Source organism: Comamonas sp. lk, from assembly GCF_900564145.1.
Classification (GTDB): Bacteria; Pseudomonadota; Gammaproteobacteria; order Burkholderiales; family Burkholderiaceae_C; genus Comamonas.
On sequence record NZ_UOOB01000001.1, the window covers coordinates 3,505,991 to 3,522,127 of the forward strand.

The 16,137-nt window shown below is 60.3% G+C and carries 14 protein-coding genes; 6 read left to right on the plus strand and 8 right to left on the minus strand.

Annotated features, from left to right (window positions below; all coding sequences use genetic code 11):
* Nucleotides 1–262: 262 nt before the first annotated feature.
* On the minus strand, nt 263–1,537 hold the full coding sequence (locus EAO39_RS15980) for a TIGR03862 family flavoprotein (protein WP_120969216.1): 1,275 nt from the start codon (nt 1,535–1,537) through the stop codon (nt 263–265).
* Between the two features lie 285 nt (nt 1,538–1,822).
* Between EAO39_RS15980 and trxA the strand changes: the two genes are divergently transcribed.
* From trxA to EAO39_RS16005, 5 genes are all read left to right on the plus strand, one after another.
* The gene (trxA, locus tag EAO39_RS15985; protein WP_120969219.1) at nt 1,823–2,155 is read left to right on the plus strand and encodes a thioredoxin TrxA; all 333 of its coding nucleotides are present in this window, start codon (nt 1,823–1,825) and stop codon (nt 2,153–2,155) included.
* Between the two features lie 279 nt (nt 2,156–2,434).
* Nucleotides 2,435–3,697, plus strand: coding sequence for a transcription termination factor Rho (gene rho, locus EAO39_RS15990; protein WP_120969222.1), 1,263 nt, complete (start codon nt 2,435–2,437; stop codon nt 3,695–3,697).
* Between the two features lie 282 nt (nt 3,698–3,979).
* Nucleotides 3,980–4,225 (plus strand): type B 50S ribosomal protein L31, encoded by a 246-nt coding sequence (locus tag EAO39_RS15995; RefSeq protein WP_120969225.1) that lies wholly within the window; start codon nt 3,980–3,982, stop codon nt 4,223–4,225.
* A 227-nt stretch (nt 4,226–4,452) separates the two neighbouring features.
* Entirely contained in the window at nt 4,453–6,177 is a 1,725-nt protein-coding gene (locus tag EAO39_RS16000) for a hypothetical protein (protein WP_120969228.1), read from the plus strand.
* Complete coding sequence (locus EAO39_RS16005; RefSeq protein ID WP_120969231.1) at nt 6,174–7,544, plus strand: MATE family efflux transporter; 1,371 nt, start codon at nt 6,174–6,176, stop codon at nt 7,542–7,544. The genes EAO39_RS16000 and EAO39_RS16005 overlap by 4 nt, the downstream gene beginning before the upstream one ends.
* Here the strand turns inward: EAO39_RS16005 and phoR are convergent.
* The 7 genes from phoR to pstS form a co-directional block, all read right to left on the minus strand.
* A complete protein-coding gene (gene phoR, locus EAO39_RS16010) occupies nt 7,541–8,947 on the minus strand; it encodes a phosphate regulon sensor histidine kinase PhoR (protein ID WP_120969234.1) in 1,407 nt (468 codons plus the stop codon). The two genes, EAO39_RS16005 and phoR, sit on opposite strands and share 4 nt — an antisense overlap.
* A gap of 64 nt (nt 8,948–9,011) precedes the next feature.
* The gene (phoB, locus tag EAO39_RS16015; protein ID WP_120969237.1) at nt 9,012–9,707 is read right to left on the minus strand and encodes a phosphate regulon transcriptional regulator PhoB; all 696 of its coding nucleotides are present in this window, start codon (nt 9,705–9,707) and stop codon (nt 9,012–9,014) included.
* 18 nt (nt 9,708–9,725) lie between these two features.
* Complete coding sequence (phoU, locus tag EAO39_RS16020) at nt 9,726–10,427, minus strand: phosphate signaling complex protein PhoU (protein WP_120969240.1); 702 nt, start codon at nt 10,425–10,427, stop codon at nt 9,726–9,728.
* A 10-nt stretch (nt 10,428–10,437) separates the two neighbouring features.
* Entirely contained in the window at nt 10,438–11,220 is a 783-nt protein-coding gene (gene pstB, locus EAO39_RS16025; RefSeq protein WP_120971192.1) for a phosphate ABC transporter ATP-binding protein PstB, read from the minus strand.
* A gap of 18 nt (nt 11,221–11,238) precedes the next feature.
* Entirely contained in the window at nt 11,239–12,123 is an 885-nt protein-coding gene (gene pstA, locus EAO39_RS16030) for a phosphate ABC transporter permease PstA (protein WP_120969243.1), read from the minus strand.
* Nucleotides 12,120–13,112 (minus strand): phosphate ABC transporter permease PstC, encoded by a 993-nt coding sequence (pstC, locus tag EAO39_RS16035; RefSeq protein ID WP_205589437.1) that lies wholly within the window; start codon nt 13,110–13,112, stop codon nt 12,120–12,122. Before pstC ends, pstA begins: the two co-directional genes overlap by 4 nt.
* Nucleotides 13,113–13,227: 115 nt before the next feature.
* On the minus strand, nt 13,228–14,268 hold the full coding sequence (pstS, locus tag EAO39_RS16040; protein WP_120969246.1) for a phosphate ABC transporter substrate-binding protein PstS: 1,041 nt from the start codon (nt 14,266–14,268) through the stop codon (nt 13,228–13,230).
* A gap of 358 nt (nt 14,269–14,626) precedes the next feature.
* On the opposite strand from pstS, the gene EAO39_RS16045 reads away from it, so the two are divergent.
* A complete protein-coding gene (locus EAO39_RS16045) occupies nt 14,627–16,108 on the plus strand; it encodes a Ppx/GppA phosphatase family protein (protein WP_120969249.1) in 1,482 nt (493 codons plus the stop codon).
* The last annotated feature ends 29 nt before the right edge of the window (nt 16,109–16,137 follow it).

Genomic DNA, 16,137 nt, shown 5'->3' on the forward strand with positions numbered 1-16,137 from the left:
GTGCCAGCGCAAAAGACACAAGCCCAAGAACCAAGCCAAGCAGCATGCACTGCCTGTAGCAAGTCAGCATCTGCCCATGACTGGGAATCTGTAGAAATGGCTCACCTCTCAAACGGCGCAGCAACAAGGACATCGGAAGAACTCCCTTCAGCGAGACTTCATTCTTGGTACTGCCGGCTAGCAGGTCAAGCATTGAAAAAGCCAGACCCACTCACCGCACAAGCCCGCTTGCTAGCAAGCGATGGCTTATGCGGCAACGCGCTCAAGCGCCTTGCAGGAATCCGGCCACCCCGTCAGCCACCCGAACACTGCTGGACATGCAGGCCGTCAGAAGGTAGCCACCGGTCGGAGCCTCCCAGTCCAGCATCTCCCCCACACAGAACACGCCGGGCAAAGCCTGGCACATACCGCGTTCGTCCAGGGCTTCAAGCCGCACGCCACCTGCCGTGCTGATGGCTTCGTCCACAGGGCGTGCAGCCACCACCGTCACAGGCAAGGCCTTGATGGCGGCAGCCAGACGACGCGCATCCGCCATGCCGTCCTTGCCAAGCACCTCATACAGCAAGCCCGCCTTGATGCCGTCAATACCCAAGCGACCTTTCAAATGGCTGCTCAAGCTGCGCGAGCCCCGGGGATGCTGCACCTCGCTCAAAACACGCTCGGCACTGAACTGAGGCAGCAAGTCCAGCTCAAAAGTCGCCTTGCCCTGGCTTGCCACAGCATCCCGCAACAGGGCCGAAGCGGCATAGATCAGGCTGCCCTCGACGCCGGTTTCCGTAGCGACAAACTCCCCCTGCTTGGCAAAGCTGCGGCCTTCGTCGTCCGTGAAACGCAGCGCCACGGACTTGAATGGCTGGCCTGCAAAGCGCTGTTTGAACACCGCGCTCCAACCCTGGTCAGCAGTGGCCAGGCCACCCACATCAAAACCACAATTGGCCGCTTGCAGCGGGGCAATATCCACGCCCTTTTCTTGCAGCAGAGGCAACCAGGCGGCATCCGAGCCCAAGCGCGCCCAGCTTCCGCCGCCGGTGGCCAGCACCAGGGCACGGCAATGGACGCTCACCTCGCCTTTTTCGGTCTGGAAAACCGGATGATTGGCGGTATTCCACCCCGTCCAGCGGTGACGCGTGTGAAAGCACACCCCCTGAGACTTGAGACGTACCAGCCAGGCACGCAGCAGCGGCGCAGCTTTCATATCGCTGGGAAAGACCCGCCCGGAAGTACCCACAAAGGTGTCAAAGCCCAGCTCCTTCACCCACTGGCGCAACTCGGCCGAGCCCCATTGCTCAAGCCAGGGCTTCAGTTGCTCGCTGCGCTTGCCATAGCGCGTCACAAAGCTCTCGAACGCTTCAGAATGGGTGAGATTCAGGCCGCCTTTGCCCGCCAGGAGAAACTTGCGCGCCGCCGACGCCTTGGTTTCAAAAACGCGCACCTTCAAACCCTGGGCGGCCAGCCGCTCCGCCACCATCAATCCCGAGGGCCCTGCGCCCACCACGGCCACATCACAGTTCATTGCAGCCGATTCCGATTCACTCATATCCCACCCGATTAACCGCTCAAGCGGCATTCAAATTGCGCTGCAATATAGACCACCCCAACGGGCCGCCTGCAGCAAGGCTGCGCAGAATACCACCGGGGACAATTGCAACCAGGCTCGCAGGAAATCCCGCGCAAGCCCTGTCAACCCCGGCTTTCGCTATCAGCGCCATAGCAGCAAACAACCGTCCACACCAAGCATCGGGAGATGAGTTTCTGTCACAATAAACCGATAGAGGCGAATTAGCCGCCACTTTTCTTTGACTGAGAAAATCCAGGACTCACAATGGCCAGCGAATTGATCAAGCACATCACTGATGCGAGCTTTGAATCTGACGTACTGCAACCCGGCACCACCGTTCTCGTGGACTACTGGGCTGAATGGTGCGGCCCCTGCAAGATGATTGCCCCCATTTTGGACGATGCAGCAGAAAGCTATAAAGGCAAACTGCAGGTCACCAAGATGAACGTGGACGAAAACCGCGAAATCCCGGCCAAGTTCGGCATCCGCGGCATTCCCACGCTGATGCTGTTCAAGGATGGTCAGCTGGCCGCCACCAAGGTGGGCGCGCTGAACAAGACCCAGCTGTCGGCATTCCTGGATCAGCATCTGGCCTGATCTGCCACCAGCTAAAACAGCGGCCAAGACCTTTGCTCTTGGCCGTTTTTGTTTTCTCCTATACCCTTCAGACTTCTTCACCGCGCAGATCCTGATATCTGCACTGAAAAATCCTTGCCGGTCATCTGATTTTTCCTGTCATAATGTTTGAATCGCCGGTCTCCGCACGGGGCCGCGCTGAGATGTCTTCAGGCAAGCCTGCCCACTTTTCACGGTGTTTCTTAGGCTCCCGCCTCCCCCCTTTTTCTGGTTACTCCACTCCACCTTTGGAGTCATTTCATGCACCTTAATGAACTCAAGGCACTGCACGTGTCTGAAGTCTTGAAGCAGGCCGAAGCCCTCGAAATCGAAAACGTCGGCCGTATGCGCAAACAAGAATTGATGTTTGCCATCATCAAGAAACGCGCCAAAGCGGGTGAACAAGTTTTTGCCGACGGTGTTCTGGAAATCCTGCCCGATGGCTTTGGCTTTCTGCGCAGCCCCGACACCAGCTACACGGCCAGCACGGACGATATCTATATCTCCCCCAGCCAGGTCCGTCGCTTCAATCTGCACACCGGTGACATGATTGAAGGTGAAGTGCGCATCCCCAAGGATGGCGAGCGCTACTTTGCCCTGACCAAGCTGGACAAGGTCAACGGCGGCTCACCAGAGGCCAACAAGCACAAGATGATGTTCGAGAACCTGACGCCCCTGTTCCCCAAGGAACAGATGCGCCTGGAACGCGACATGAAGGGTGAAGAGAACATCACCGGCCGCATCATCGACATCATTGCCCCCATCGGCCGCGGTCAACGCGCCCTGATCGTGGCACCGCCCAAGAGCGGCAAGACCATGATGATGCAAAGCATTGCCCACGCCATCACGGCCAACCACCCCGACGTGCACATGATGGTGCTGCTGGTGGACGAGCGCCCTGAAGAAGTGACGGAAATGCAGCGCTCCGTCAAGGGCGAAATCATTGCCTCCACCTTCGATGAGCCAGCTACCCGCCACGTTCACGTGGCCGAGATGGTGATCGAACGCGCCAAGCGTCTGGTGGAGCTGGGCAAGGACGTGGTCATTTTGCTGGACTCCATTACCCGCCTGGCCCGCGCCTACAACAACGTCGTGCCCAGCTCCGGCAAGGTGCTGTCCGGCGGTGTGGACTCCAACGCCCTGCAACGCCCCAAGCGTTTCTTTGGTGCAGCACGCAATGTGGAAGAAGGCGGCTCGCTGACCATCATCGCCACCGCGCTGGTCGATACCGGCAGCCGCATGGACGAAGTGATCTTTGAAGAGTTCAAGGGCACGGGCAACAGCGAACTGCACCTGAACCGCCGCCTGTATGAAAAGCGCGTGTTCCCGGCCATCGAGCTCAACAAGAGCGGCACCCGCCGTGAAGAGCTGCTGCTGGCGCCCGAGATTCTGCAAAAGACGCGCATCCTGCGTCAGTTCATGTTCAATATGGACGAGATCGAGTCCATGGAACTGATGATCAAGAACATGAAGGCCACGAAGAACAATATCGAGTTCTTCGACATGATGCGCCGCGGCGGTTGATTCGCCACTGCAGCTCGTCTGCAGCCATGACAAAGGCCCCGCTTGCGGGGCCTTTTCATTTTCGGACTCAAATGACTGCGATCATCAGGCGGTCCAATCTACCCGGGCAATCAAGCTCATTGAAGCCCATATGCCTGCACCGCGAAGGAAAACTATCAGCCCATTTCCGTTCTGTGCAATAATGGAGGGCTTTTTCTATTGCGGAAAGTACGTCAAATTTCTGACTGCTACATGGGTTGTAGCGGGTTTGGCACGGCTACCGCACTTGACCAAAGGAAGATCATGAAAGAAGGCATTCACCCTAACTACCGCGAAGTTCTGTTCTCGGACCTGTCCAACGGCTTCAAGTTCGTGACACGTTCTTGCGTGAACACCAAGGAAACCGAAACCTTCGAAGGCAAGGAATACCCGCTGTTCAAGCTGGATACCTCCTCTGAATCGCACCCCTTCTACACCGGCACACAAAAGTCGGTGGACAACATGGGCGGCCGCGTGGAGAAGTTCCGCAACCGCTTCGGCAAGAAGTAATCTTTCTTCTTTGCAAGCAAGGGCAGCCCGGGCAACCGTGCTGCCTTTTCTTTTTGAGCGACCTGCCTTGCTGCATGCAACTAGGGCACACTCGCTGGCGGCACGCCAAGAGGCGCCAGGCCTCAAATCCGCTCTTGATACAAGAGCATCAATCGAACGATATACATGGGCATAGCGTCATTTCTGTTTGAAATGTCGGATGCTCTGCAGCTCACCAGGATTTTCGTGTGAATCAACCCACACCCGCCATCGTTGCCCAAAGTGCCGTGCGCCGCCTTCCGCGCTGGTCCCTGCTCCTGCTGTGCCTGGCCTATGTGGTGCCAGGCTTTGTCATGCGCGGGCCCTGGCGCTCGGCAGACATGGAGGCTTTCGGCTATATGCGGGAACTGGCCCTGGGCCACACCAGTTGGCTGGCGCCCCGCATTGCCGAACTCGCCCCCGGCGCCGATGGCTTGCTGCCCTACTGGCTGGGCGCTCTCTCCATGCAGCTGTTTCAGGGCCTGCTCGGACCCGAGATGGCTGCGCGCTTGCCGTTCGCCGGCCTTTTGGTGCTGGTTCTGGCCGCCACCTGGTGGGGCGCTTATTACCTGGCCCGTTCGCCCGGCGCCCAGCCCGTGGCCTTTGCTTTCGGTGGCGAGGCACAGCCGGTGGACTATGCCCGAGCCATGGCCGATGCCGCCCTGCTGGCTCTGGTCGCCAGCCTGGGCCTGGCCCAGCCCTCACACGAAACCACGGCCTATGTCACCCAATTGGCCTTCACGGCCATGCTGTTTTTCGCGGCAGCAGCCCACCCCTATCACCCCCTCAAGGCCGGTATCGCACTGCTGCTGGGCATGACAGGTCTGGCGCTGAGCGGCGCCCCCACCATGGCCGTGCTGTTCGGCCTGGGCGGTAGCCTGATTGCCCTGACTCAGCGCAGCTGGGGCGATGCTGCCGAAGCCAATCCCCGCCAGTCCATCATCTGGGCCTTGATCTGGGCTGCAGCCACCGCTGTGGCGGTGGCGCTGACCACGGCCCTGGATCTCTGGATCTGGAATCTGGTGAACACCAGCACGGCCAAGGACTGGAGCAGCTTGCTGCAGCTGCTGCTGTGGTTTTGCTGGCCGGCCTGGCCGCTGGCCTTGTGGACGCTCTGGGTCTGGCGCCGCCAGATCGCCCAGCCGCGCAACAACCCCCATTTGAGTACGGCACTGTGGTTCTCCATCGTGCCTTTGATTGCCTGCTTTGCCAGCTACCCCGCAGACCGCGCCCTGCTGCTGGGCCTGCCCGCCATTGCCACGCTGGCGGCTTTTGCCCTGCCCACCTTCCGGCGCAGCATCAGCGCGCTGATCGACTGGTTCACGCTGCTGTTCTTCAGCATCTCGGCCATCGCCATCTGGGTGATCTGGCTTGCATTCCAGACGGGCTATCCACCCAAAATCGCCAGCAATATCTCGCGCCTGGCCCCGCAATTCGAAGCCAGCATTGACTGGCTGACCGTGCTGATCGCCTTGCTGGCCAGTGCCGGTTGGGTGGTACTGGTGATCTGGCGCACTTCGCGCAATCGCGCAGCTATCTGGAAAAGTCTGGTGCTGCCAGCTGGCGGCACCACTTTGGCCTGGCTGCTGATATGTACTTTGTGGATGCCGCTGCTGGACCATGCACGCAGCTACGAGGCACAGATGAAGCTGCTTGCCGTCCCCATGCAGGCCAACCAGCAACAAGGCTGCATGCTGACCTATGGACTGGGCCGCGCCCAGATTTCGGCCCTGCGCTATTACCTGCATGTGGATACCGCCTTGCTGCGCCGTGCCAAGCCAGGCCAATGCGAATGGCTGGTGGTCGATGAGGACCGCTGGGCCGGCGATCACAATCAAAAATTGCGGGAAGGCTGGAATCAGGTAGCCCGCGTCAAGCGGCCTACCGACCGCAAGGAAACACTGCTCTTGCTGCGCCATGGCAGCAAGCCATGAGCACCAGCACCGAGATAAAGCACATAGGCCGCCATGCACTCACGGTGCTGGCCGGCCAGCTGGCCGTGATGGCGTTTGGCACGACCGACACCATTGTTGCCGGCCGCTACTCCGATAGCGCCGTGGCCGCCCTGTCTGTGGGGGCGGCCATTTTCATCAGCGTCTACGCCTCGTTGATGGGCATCTTCCAGGCGCTTTTGCCCTTGTGGGCCGAGCAGCGCGGCGCCCAGCAGCCTCTGGCCATTGGCAGGTCGCTGCGCCAGTCCATGTATCTGTGCGTGATTGCATGCATAGCGGGCATGGCCGTACTCCTCATGCCGGATCCGCTGCTGCGCTGGACCCATGTACCCGAGGCGCTTCAGCACGAAGTCAAGCTTTACTTGGCCGTACTGGCCTTTGGTCTGCCGCCGGCGCTGCTGTTTCGCATCTTCAGCGCACTCAATCAGGCACTAGGCCACCCACAGCTGGTCACCTGGCTGCAGCTGCTCTCGCTGATCGTCAAAGTGCCGCTGTCCATCTGGTTCACCTTTGGCGGCGCAGGCCTGCCAGCCATGGGCGCCGTGGGCTGCGCCTGGGCCACGCTGACGGTCAACTACCTCATGTTTTTCGTGGCACTGCAGCTGCTGCGGCTGCAGCCGATTTACGCCCCCTTGGCCTTGTGGCACAAGCCAGAGCGCCCGGACTGGACGATGCTGGGCCACTTTGTGCGCCTGGGCATTCCTGCGGGCCTGGCCATCCTGGTGGAGGTGACCTCATTCACGCTGATGGCCTTGTTCGTGGCGCGCCAGGGCACACTGGCTTCGGCCGGCCATCAGATTGCGGCCAATCTGGCAGCTATTTGCTATATGGTGCCGCTGTCTCTGGCGATCGCCACCAGCGCCCGCGTAGGCTACTGGCGCGGCGCAGGCAACGAAGCCCTGGCCCGCAGCCTGATTTCAAGGTGTTTTTGGCTTGCAGCGCTTACAGGTATTACGCTATCAGCTCTGGTATTCATAGCAAAACACTGGATTGCAAGCATCTACACCAGCAGCCCTGAAGTCATTGCCCTGGCCTCGCTACTGCTGAGCTGGGTGGCTATTTATCACTGCGCCGACGCCGTGCAGACCTTTTGCATTTTTGTGCTGCGCTGCTACCGCATCACCGTCGCTCCGCTCATCATCTATTGCCTGCTGCTCTGGGGCGGCGGCCTGGGCCTGGGATACTGGCTGGCCTATGAATGGCAAGCAGGAGCGCGCTGGACCGATCTCCAGCACACCCCCTTGCCCTTCTGGCTGGCCAGCGCAGCCGCCTTGCTGGTGACCGCCCTGGCCTTCAGCTCCATCTTGCACCGCGCCATACACCAGCCTCAGCCCAGACTTGAAGCCTAGTCGGCTGCGGCCACCTGGGGCCGTGGCAACACGGTTTGCCCCTGGCGAATGCGCAGCGGCGGAAATGTCACCGCAAATTCCGAGCCCTGGCCCACGGTGCTGCTGATGCTCAGCGTGGCGCCATGTCGCTGCAGCACATGCTTGACGATGGCCAGACCCAGGCCCGTGCCGCCGGTGTCCCGCGAGCGGCTGCGATCCACGCGGTAAAAACGCTCCGTCAGCCGCGTGATGTGCTTGGGGTCGATGCCGGCGCCGGAATCCTTGACGGCAAAACGGGCCGAGCCATCGGGCAGGCTTTCCCAGCGCACCTCGATCTTGCCGCCGGCCGGCGTGTAACGCATGGCATTGCCCAGCAGATTGGAAAATGCGCTGTGCAGCTCCGCACTGGCACCGGCCACTTCACCGGCCTGCGCCAGCACCTCATCGGCGGGAAACTCCAATACATGCGGTCTGGCCTGCTTGCGCGTGAGCGCGGTAGACAGACCGCGCGCCTCGTTCTCGCAACGCTGCAGCAGCTGGCTCACCGACACCCAGTCGTTGCTGCTGGGCAAAGGACTGCCTTCCAGACGCGAGAGGGTCAGCAAATCTTCCACCAGATGCTGCATGCGCTCAGCCTGCTGGGCCATCAGTTCCAGGTAGCGGTTGCGCTCCGCCTCTTCCAACGGCAGGTTCTGCAAGGTTTCCACAAAGCCGGCGAGCACCGTCAGCGGCGTGCGGATTTCATGCGAGACATTGGCCACAAAATCGCGGCGCATGGCCTCGGCCTGCTCCAGCGCCGTCACATCGCGTGCCAGCAGCAGCCTGCGCCCTTCTCCGTAGCCATAGAGCTGTACCGAGAGTTTGACGGGACGCGAAGGCGTGCTTTCACGCCCCTGCATGATCAGATCGTGCGTGAAATCCTGCGCCGCAAAATAGGCACTGAACTGCGGATCACGCACCAGATTGCCAATGCTTTGCATCACATCCCGGTCCGCATCGAAGCCGAACTGGCGGGCAGCAATCTGGTTGCACCATTCAATACGCCCCTGGGCATCGAGCAAGACCACGCCGTTGGGACTGGCCTGCAAGGCCGACAAGATATCGTTCAGGCGCTGATCACCTTGCTGCACCTGCTGCACGCTTTGGCGAATCCAGCGGCGCATGCGCACGCCGGCCTCGCCCCAGATGCCCGAGAGATTGGGCACGGCACCCAGCTCGGATTGACGCAGCCAGCGCAGCAGCTGCGCACCATTCCAGCTGTCCACCAGCCACCAGATCCAGCCGCCTATCAATGCCCCGGCCAGCACGGCAACGGATTGCTGCGCCAGCTTGGCTTCGGGATGAATGAGATAGACCCAGACCAGCCAGGCCACCAGGGCGGCGGCAATCTGAGAGGCCAATAATCGAAAACCACGCCACCCCATAATTGCTTTCTGTTGTGATTTTTGGCGGCCCAGCCAGGCCGGGCCGAGGTTTGGCGAAACGAAATCAGGCCATGGCCTGGGCACTGAAGCGGTAACCCGCACCGCGCACGGTTTCAATCAGCACGCCGGCCACGCCCAGCGACTCGCGCAGGCGTTTGACGTGCACGTCCACCGTGCGTTCTTCGATGAACACATGATCGCCCCAGACCTTGTCCAGCAACTGGGCTCGGCTGTGCACGCGCTCGGGGTGCTTCATCAGATAGTTGAGCAGCTTGAACTCGGTGGGCCCCACCTTGAGCAAGTCGCCCTGCCAGCTCACGCGATGGGCGGCGGCATCCAGCACCAGCTCACCCACGCTGACCTTGTCCTGCACCTGCTCGGGAGCACGGCGCCTGAGCACGGCGCGAATCCGGGCCAGCAGCTCCTGCGTGGAGAAAGGCTTGGTGATGTAGTCATCCGCCCCCGCATCCAGGCCGGCCACCTTGTCGGGCTCGTCGCCACGCGCGGTCAGCATCAGAATCGGCACGCTCTTGGTACGCGCATCCGCACGCCATTTGCGCGCCAGCATCAGCCCGCTGGAGCCTGGCAACATCCAGTCCAGCAAGATGACATCGGGCAGCACGGCATCGAGCTCACGCTGTGCCGATACACCGTCCTCGGCCCAGACGGGCTGAAAACCGTTGTGACGCAGGTTGACCGCAATCAGCTCCGCAATGGCCGGTTCGTCCTCTACGATGAGGACCATGGGCATCTTCTTCATCCCTGGCTTGCCTCCTGCTTAACGCAACGCAGATTCGATATCTGCCATCGTCTGATGGCGTACATCCTTGCCTTCGACAAGGTAGATGATCAGCTCGGCCACATTCTTGGAATGGTCTCCGATGCGTTCGATCGCCTTGGCCAGGAACAGCAGGTCCAGGCTGGCAGAAATCGTGCGCGGATCTTCCATCATGTAGGTGATGAGCTTGCGCACAAAGCCGTCGAATTCTTCGTCGATCAGATCGTCTTCCTTGAGGATGACCACTGCCGCCTTGGTGTCCAGGCGCGCAAAAGCATCCAGCGTCTTGCGCAGCAACTCGGAGGCCATTTCGGCCGCCACCCGCAGATCGCCCGTGGGCAAAGAGCGCGAAGCACCGCCATCAATGATGGACTTGACCATGCGGGCCATCTTGCAGGCCTCGTCACCCATGCGCTCCAGATTGGCCGTGGCCTTGGAAAACGCGATCAGCAAGCGCAGATCACGGGCCGTAGGCTGGCGGCGGGCAATGATGGAAGAAAGCTCATGGTCAATTTCCACTTCCATGGCATTGACGCGCTTTTCGGTGCTGATGACCTGTTCCACAGCATCGGTGTTGAAGCTGGTCAGGGCATAAACGGCCTGGCGAATCTGCGACTCCACCAAACCGCCGAGCTCCATCACGCGGGCGGAGACACGGTTGAGTTCGGTATCAAACTGACTGGAGAGATGTTTTTCTGTCATTGTTGGCTCCTCAACCAAAACGGCCGGTAATGTAGTCTTCGGTTTCCTTGCGCTGGGGCTTGAAGAACATCTGTTCGGTTTCACCGAACTCCATCAGGTCGCCCAAATACATATAGGCCGTGTAATCGCTGCAGCGCGCGGCCTGTTGCATGTTGTGGGTCACGATGACCACGGTGTAGTCGTTCTTGAGTTCCGCAATCAGCTCTTCGATCTTGGCGGTGGAAATCGGATCCAGCGCCGAGCAGGGCTCATCGAGCAGCAGCACCTCGGGCTTGATGGCAATGCCGCGCGCAATGCACAGGCGTTGCTGCTGACCGCCCGACAGACCCGAGCCGCTTTGCTGCAGCTTGTCCTTGACTTCGTTCCACAGCGCAGCCTTGCGCAGCGCCCATTCCACGCGATCGTCCATATCGGAAGCGTTGAGGTTTTCAAACAGCTTCACGCCAAAAGCGATGTTGTCGTAGATGGACATGGGAAACGGCGTGGGCTTCTGAAACACCATACCGACCTTGGCACGGATCAGGGCCACATCCTGCTTGCTGGTCAGCAGGTTCTCGCCATCCAGCAAGATCTGGCCTTCGGCACGCTGTTCGGGATACAGCTCGAACATGCGATTGAAGGTACGCAGCAGCGTGGATTTGCCACAACCCGAGGGGCCGATGAAGGCAGTGACTTTTTTCTCGGGAATGTCGAGGTTGATGTTCTTCAGGGCGTGGAACTTGCCGTAATAGAAGTTCAGATCGCGCACGGTCAGCTTGGAGCTGCCAGGTGTGGTGGAGGTGGTTGCAGTCATGTTCATACCATTGATGAATTACTTTTGACGGGTAATGAAACGCGCCAGGATATTCAGTCCCAGCACGGCCACGGTGATCAGGAACACACCGGCCCAGGCCAGTTGTTGCCAGTTCTCATACGGGCTCATTGCAAATTTGAAGATGGTCACAGGCAAGCTGGCCATGGGTTTGGACAGGTCTGCATTCCAGAACTGGTTGTTGAGCGCCGTGAACAGCAGCGGCGCGGTTTCGCCGGCAATCCGTGCCACGGCCAGCAGCACGCCGGTGATCACGCCCGCACGGGCTGCACGCAGCGTCACCATCATGATGACCTTCCACTTGGGCGTACCCAAAGCGTAAGCGGCTTCGCGCAGGCTGGAAGGCACCAGCACCAGCATGTTTTCCGTGGTACGAATGACCACCGGAATCACGATCAGCGCCAGCGCCACCACACCGGCATAGCCCGAGAAGCTCTTGAAGCGGGTGACCACCACGGTGTAGACAAACAGGCCGATCACGATGGAAGGAGCCGACAGCAGAATGTCATTCACAAAGCGCGTGGTGGATGCCAGCCAGCTTTTCTTGTCGTACTCGGCCAGATACACCCCGGCCATCACGCCTATGGGCGTGCCCACGAAAGTGGCCAGAGCCACCATGATGAACGAGCCGAAGATGGCGTTGGCGATACCGCCGGCTTCATTGGGCGGCGGCGTCATCTGCGAGAACAGGGCGACGCTCAGGCCACCCATACCCTGGCGAATGGTTTCCCAGAGAATCCAGACCAGCCAGAACACGCCGAAAGCCATGGCGGCCAGCGACAAGGCCAGGGCCAGCTGATTGAGGCGCTTGCGCTGGTTGTACTTGGCCTGCCGCACGGCGGCCAGTTCCGACGCAGAGATCATCTTTGCGGACGTCGAGTTCATGAGCGCGCTCCCTCATTCTTTTGCAGGCGGCTGAGCAAGACCTTGGACAGTGCCAGCACCACAAAGGTGATGAAGAACAGCACCAGACCCAGATAGATCAGCGAAGCCTGATGCAGACCCTCACCGGCTTCGGCAAACTCGTTGGCCAGAGCCGAAGTGATGCTATTGGCAGCCTCAAACACCGACAGCGAGTTCAGCTGATTCATATTGCCGATCACAAAGGTCACGGCCATAGTCTCACCCAGAGCGCGGCCCAGGCCCAGCATCACGCCGCCCAGCACACCGGTCTTGGTATAGGGCAGTACCACCTTCCAGACCACCTCCCAGGTGGTGGAACCCAGACCGTAGGCAGACTCCTTGAGCAGAGCCGGCGTCACTTCGAACACATCGCGCATCACCGAAGCAATGAAGGGGATGATCATGATGGCCAGGATGATGCCGGCCGACAAAATGCCGATACCTACGGGCGGACCGGAGACAAAGGCCCCCAGATAAGGCACGCCGTCAAACAGCTTTTGCAGCGGCTGCTGCACATAGGTGGCCAGCACGGGGCCGAATACCATCAGGCCCCACATGCCGTAAACAATCGAGGGCACGGCAGCCAGCAGCTCGATGGCGGTGCCCAGCGGGCGCTTGAGCCAGGCGGGCGACAGCTCGGTCAGAAACAAGGCAATGCCAAAGCTCACGGGCACGGCGATCAGCAGCGCAATCAGCGAGGTGGCCAAGGTGCCGTAGATCATGACCAGGCCGCCGTACTCGCCCTTGACAGGATCCCATACGCTGCGCGTCAGAAAGCTCAGGCCATATTCGCTGATGGCAGGCCAGGCGCCTATCAGCAGAGAAATCATGATGGCCATCAACAGGGCCAGCGTCAGCAAGGCCGCTGCACGTGCCATGCCGCCAAACAAACGATCCGCCAGACGCCCTGAAATCAGGGGCGCGCGTGGCGGAGGAGGAGTGTGCCGCTGGGCAGAGTCTTGAGAGGTCATGGCAGCCAGCGAGCCGGAGGGCGACGTAGTGGACACGTTCAGCGCCTTTATTCGCGTAAGTTGTGAAAAGCCTGATAGCGGGTGCAGCACTGCAGTGCTGCACTCACCTCAGAGATTACTGCAGTGGCAAAGCCTTGCCGGAGCTGTCCTTGATCTGAGCCCAGGACTTGTAGATCACATTCTTGACAGCGTCGGGCATGGGCACGTAGTCCAGATCGGCGGCAGTCTTGTCGCTCGATTTGTAAGCCCATTCAAAGAACTTCAACGAAGCGACGGCCTGAGCGGGCTTTTCCTGGGTCTTGTGCATCAGGATGAAGGTGGCGCTGGTGATGGGCCATGCATCCTTGCCGGGCTGGTTGGTCAGGATCTGGTAGAAGCTTTTGGCCCAGTCGGCACCGGCAGCGGCCGCCTTGAATGTCGCGTCATCGGGAGAGACATAGGTACCGTCAGCCGACTTGAGCTGGGTATAGGTCAGCTTGTTTTGCTTGACATAGGCGTACTCCACATAACCGATGGAGTTGGGCAGACGGCCCACAAAAGCGGCCACGCCTTCGTTGCCCTTGCCACCTGCACCCGTGGGCCAGTTCACCGCCTTGCCCTCACCCACTTTTTCCTTCCACTCGGCATTGACCTTGGACAGGTAGTTGGTGAAGCCGAAAGTCGTGCCCGAACCATCGGCGCGGCGTACGGGAGCAATGGTGGCGTCAGGCAGAGGTGCGCCGGGGTTCAGGGCCACGATGGCTGCATCGTTCCACTTGGTGATCTTGCCCAGGTAGATATCGCCCAGCACCTGGCCGGAGAGCTTGAGTTGACCGGGAGCGATGCCCTTGATGTTGACCACGGGCACGATGCCGCCAATCACCGTGGGAAACTGCACCAGACCCTTTTTGGCCAGCTCGTCGTCCTTCAGAGGCTCATCCGAAGCACCGAAATCCACCGTCTTGGCTTCAATCTGCTTGATACCCGCGCTGGAGCCCACGGATTGGTAGTTGATCTTGACGCCAGTAGCCTTGTGATAGTCCGCGGCCCACTTGGAGTACAAAGGAGCCGGGAAGCTCGCACCGGCACCGGTAGCTTCCTGCTGGGCAAACGCTTGGCCCAGGCCACCAGCAGACAAAGCACCAGCCACCAGAACGTGAATCAGGGACAACTTCATGAAACGACCTCTTAGGGTTGAAAGATTCGATGGCTGAACTGTAAAAACCATTTATGACAACGTCGTGACATCTACATTTTCATCGTCATAAATAAAATGACAGCGTTTTCATCGTCATGCTGCTGTCATATTGCCTTCTCAGACTGGCTTACCCTCGCCCGAGCAGGCTCTTGCCAACGCCCGGCACGCTGGCACGAATACCTGAGCAAAACCAGGTCACACCCGAGAACGGCAACCCGGATGCAGCCTACTCAGGCATATTTCGGTGCTGGCTGCACCAGCGTCAGGCCACGCCGTCAAGCCGCCGGTGGTTTGGAGCGGGTGCCTGACCTCATTTTCCACCTTGACCCGCTTAGACATGGCCCCCGAATCTTTGCTTGCCGCCGTTGATCTTGGCTCCAACAGTTTTCGCCTTGAAATTGGGCGCGTAGGCTCGCACCAGCGCATAGAGCGCGTGGAGTACCTCAAGGAAACCGTGCGCCAGGGCAACGGCCTCAACTCCAGACACGAACTGTCCGCTCAAGCCATGCAGCGCGGCTGGGAGTGCCTGGCCCGCTTTGGCGAGAGGCTGACAGGTTTTGCCCCCGGGCGCGTGCGCGCCGTGGCCACGCAGACCTTGCGCGAGGCCATCAATGCAGAGGAATTTGTCTCCCGCGGCAGCGAACTGCTGGGTTTTCCCATCGAAGTCATCTCCGGCGAAGAAGAAGCCAGACTGATTTACCGCGGCGTCTCCAGCTCACTGCCGCCCAGTCAGCAGCGGCGCTTGGTGATCGATATCGGCGGACGCTCCACCGAAATCATCATCGGCCAGCACAGCCAGGCTTTGCAGCTGGCATCGTTTCCTCTGGGCAGCGTGTCCTGGAGCTCGAAATTCTTTGCCGACGGCGCACTGAGCAAATCCAATTTCGCCGCCGCCATCGCCGCCGCCAAGGAATGCCTGGCCGCTGCCCGCTTGGCCTACCCCGGCACGGCCTGGGATTGTGCCTACGCGTCCTCAGGCACGGCCAATGCCGTGGCCGATGCGCTGACGGCCCAGGGTCTTGACGGAAAAATCATCACCCGCAGCAAGCTGCGCCAGCTCTATCAGCAGTTGCTGGACATAGGCCATGTGGACAGACTGCGCATTCCAGGCCTCAAGGAAGACCGCCGCCCCGTGGTGGCCGGCGGCATCAGCGTGATGCTGGCCGTGGTGGAGCTGCTGGACATTGCCGAGCTGGAAGTCGCCCAGGGAGCTCTGCGCCAAGGCGCGCTGCACGATCTGCTGGACCATGAACCTCCGGCCGACAAGGAAGCTGCCGAAGTGCTGGCCCTGCAGCAGGACTTTGGCGTCGATACCGTACAGGCACAGCGCGTATCCCGTATTGCCAGCGATCTGTGGCAACGCATTCAAGGCGATGCCGCCAAGCCCATGAGCCAGCAGGCCCTGCTCACGGCCGCACAGCTGCATGAGGTGGGCATGCGCATCTCGCTGAACGACTACCACCGCCACGGCGCCTATATTTGCGAGCACTGCGGCTTTGCGACCTGGGAAAGTGGTCTGCGCGAAAGAATCACTCAACTGGTGCTGGGCCACCAGGGCAAGCTGCGCAAGCTCGAACATGTGATTGACGACCCCGATCTGGCCTTGCCGCTGATGGCCTTGCGCATTGCCACCCAGCTCAGCCACGCACGCCGCGACCCACAGACCCAGGGCCTGGATTTGCAGCGCGACGGCAGCGAATGCAAGCTGAGCACCCCTGCCGGCTGGGCCGCCGCCTATCCACAGTCGGCTCGCCTGCTGGAGCTGGAAGCCGCCGCCTGGAGCAAGACGCCTTGGAGTCTCAAGCTGCTGCTGCGTTAGAGCCGATCACCACAAAAAAAGGGACTGTA

Bases quoted from the DNA above. Each gene is read 5' to 3' on its own strand.
- rho (WP_120969222.1), top strand. From the start codon at position 2,435: ATGCACCTTAATGAACTCAAGGCACTGCACGTGTCTGAAGTCTTGAAG.
- pstC (WP_205589437.1), bottom strand. From the start codon at position 13,112: ATGACCTCTCAAGACTCTGCCCAGCGGCACACTCCTCCTCCGCCACGC.
- pstS (WP_120969246.1), bottom strand. From the start codon at position 14,268: ATGAAGTTGTCCCTGATTCACGTTCTGGTGGCTGGTGCTTTGTCTGCT.
- pstB (WP_120971192.1), bottom strand. From the start codon at position 11,220: ATGACTGCAACCACCTCCACCACACCTGGCAGCTCCAAGCTGACCGTG.
- EAO39_RS15995 (WP_120969225.1), top strand. From the start codon at position 3,980: ATGAAAGAAGGCATTCACCCTAACTACCGCGAAGTTCTGTTCTCGGAC.
- EAO39_RS16045 (WP_120969249.1), top strand. From the start codon at position 14,627: ATGGCCCCCGAATCTTTGCTTGCCGCCGTTGATCTTGGCTCCAACAGT.
- trxA (WP_120969219.1), top strand. From the start codon at position 1,823: ATGGCCAGCGAATTGATCAAGCACATCACTGATGCGAGCTTTGAATCT.
- EAO39_RS16005 (WP_120969231.1), top strand. From the start codon at position 6,174: ATGAGCACCAGCACCGAGATAAAGCACATAGGCCGCCATGCACTCACG.
- phoR (WP_120969234.1), bottom strand. From the start codon at position 8,947: ATGGGGTGGCGTGGTTTTCGATTATTGGCCTCTCAGATTGCCGCCGCC.
- phoU (WP_120969240.1), bottom strand. From the start codon at position 10,427: ATGACAGAAAAACATCTCTCCAGTCAGTTTGATACCGAACTCAACCGT.
- phoB (WP_120969237.1), bottom strand. From the start codon at position 9,707: ATGAAGAAGATGCCCATGGTCCTCATCGTAGAGGACGAACCGGCCATT.
- pstA (WP_120969243.1), bottom strand. From the start codon at position 12,123: ATGAACTCGACGTCCGCAAAGATGATCTCTGCGTCGGAACTGGCCGCC.
- EAO39_RS15980 (WP_120969216.1), bottom strand. From the start codon at position 1,537: ATGAGTGAATCGGAATCGGCTGCAATGAACTGTGATGTGGCCGTGGTG.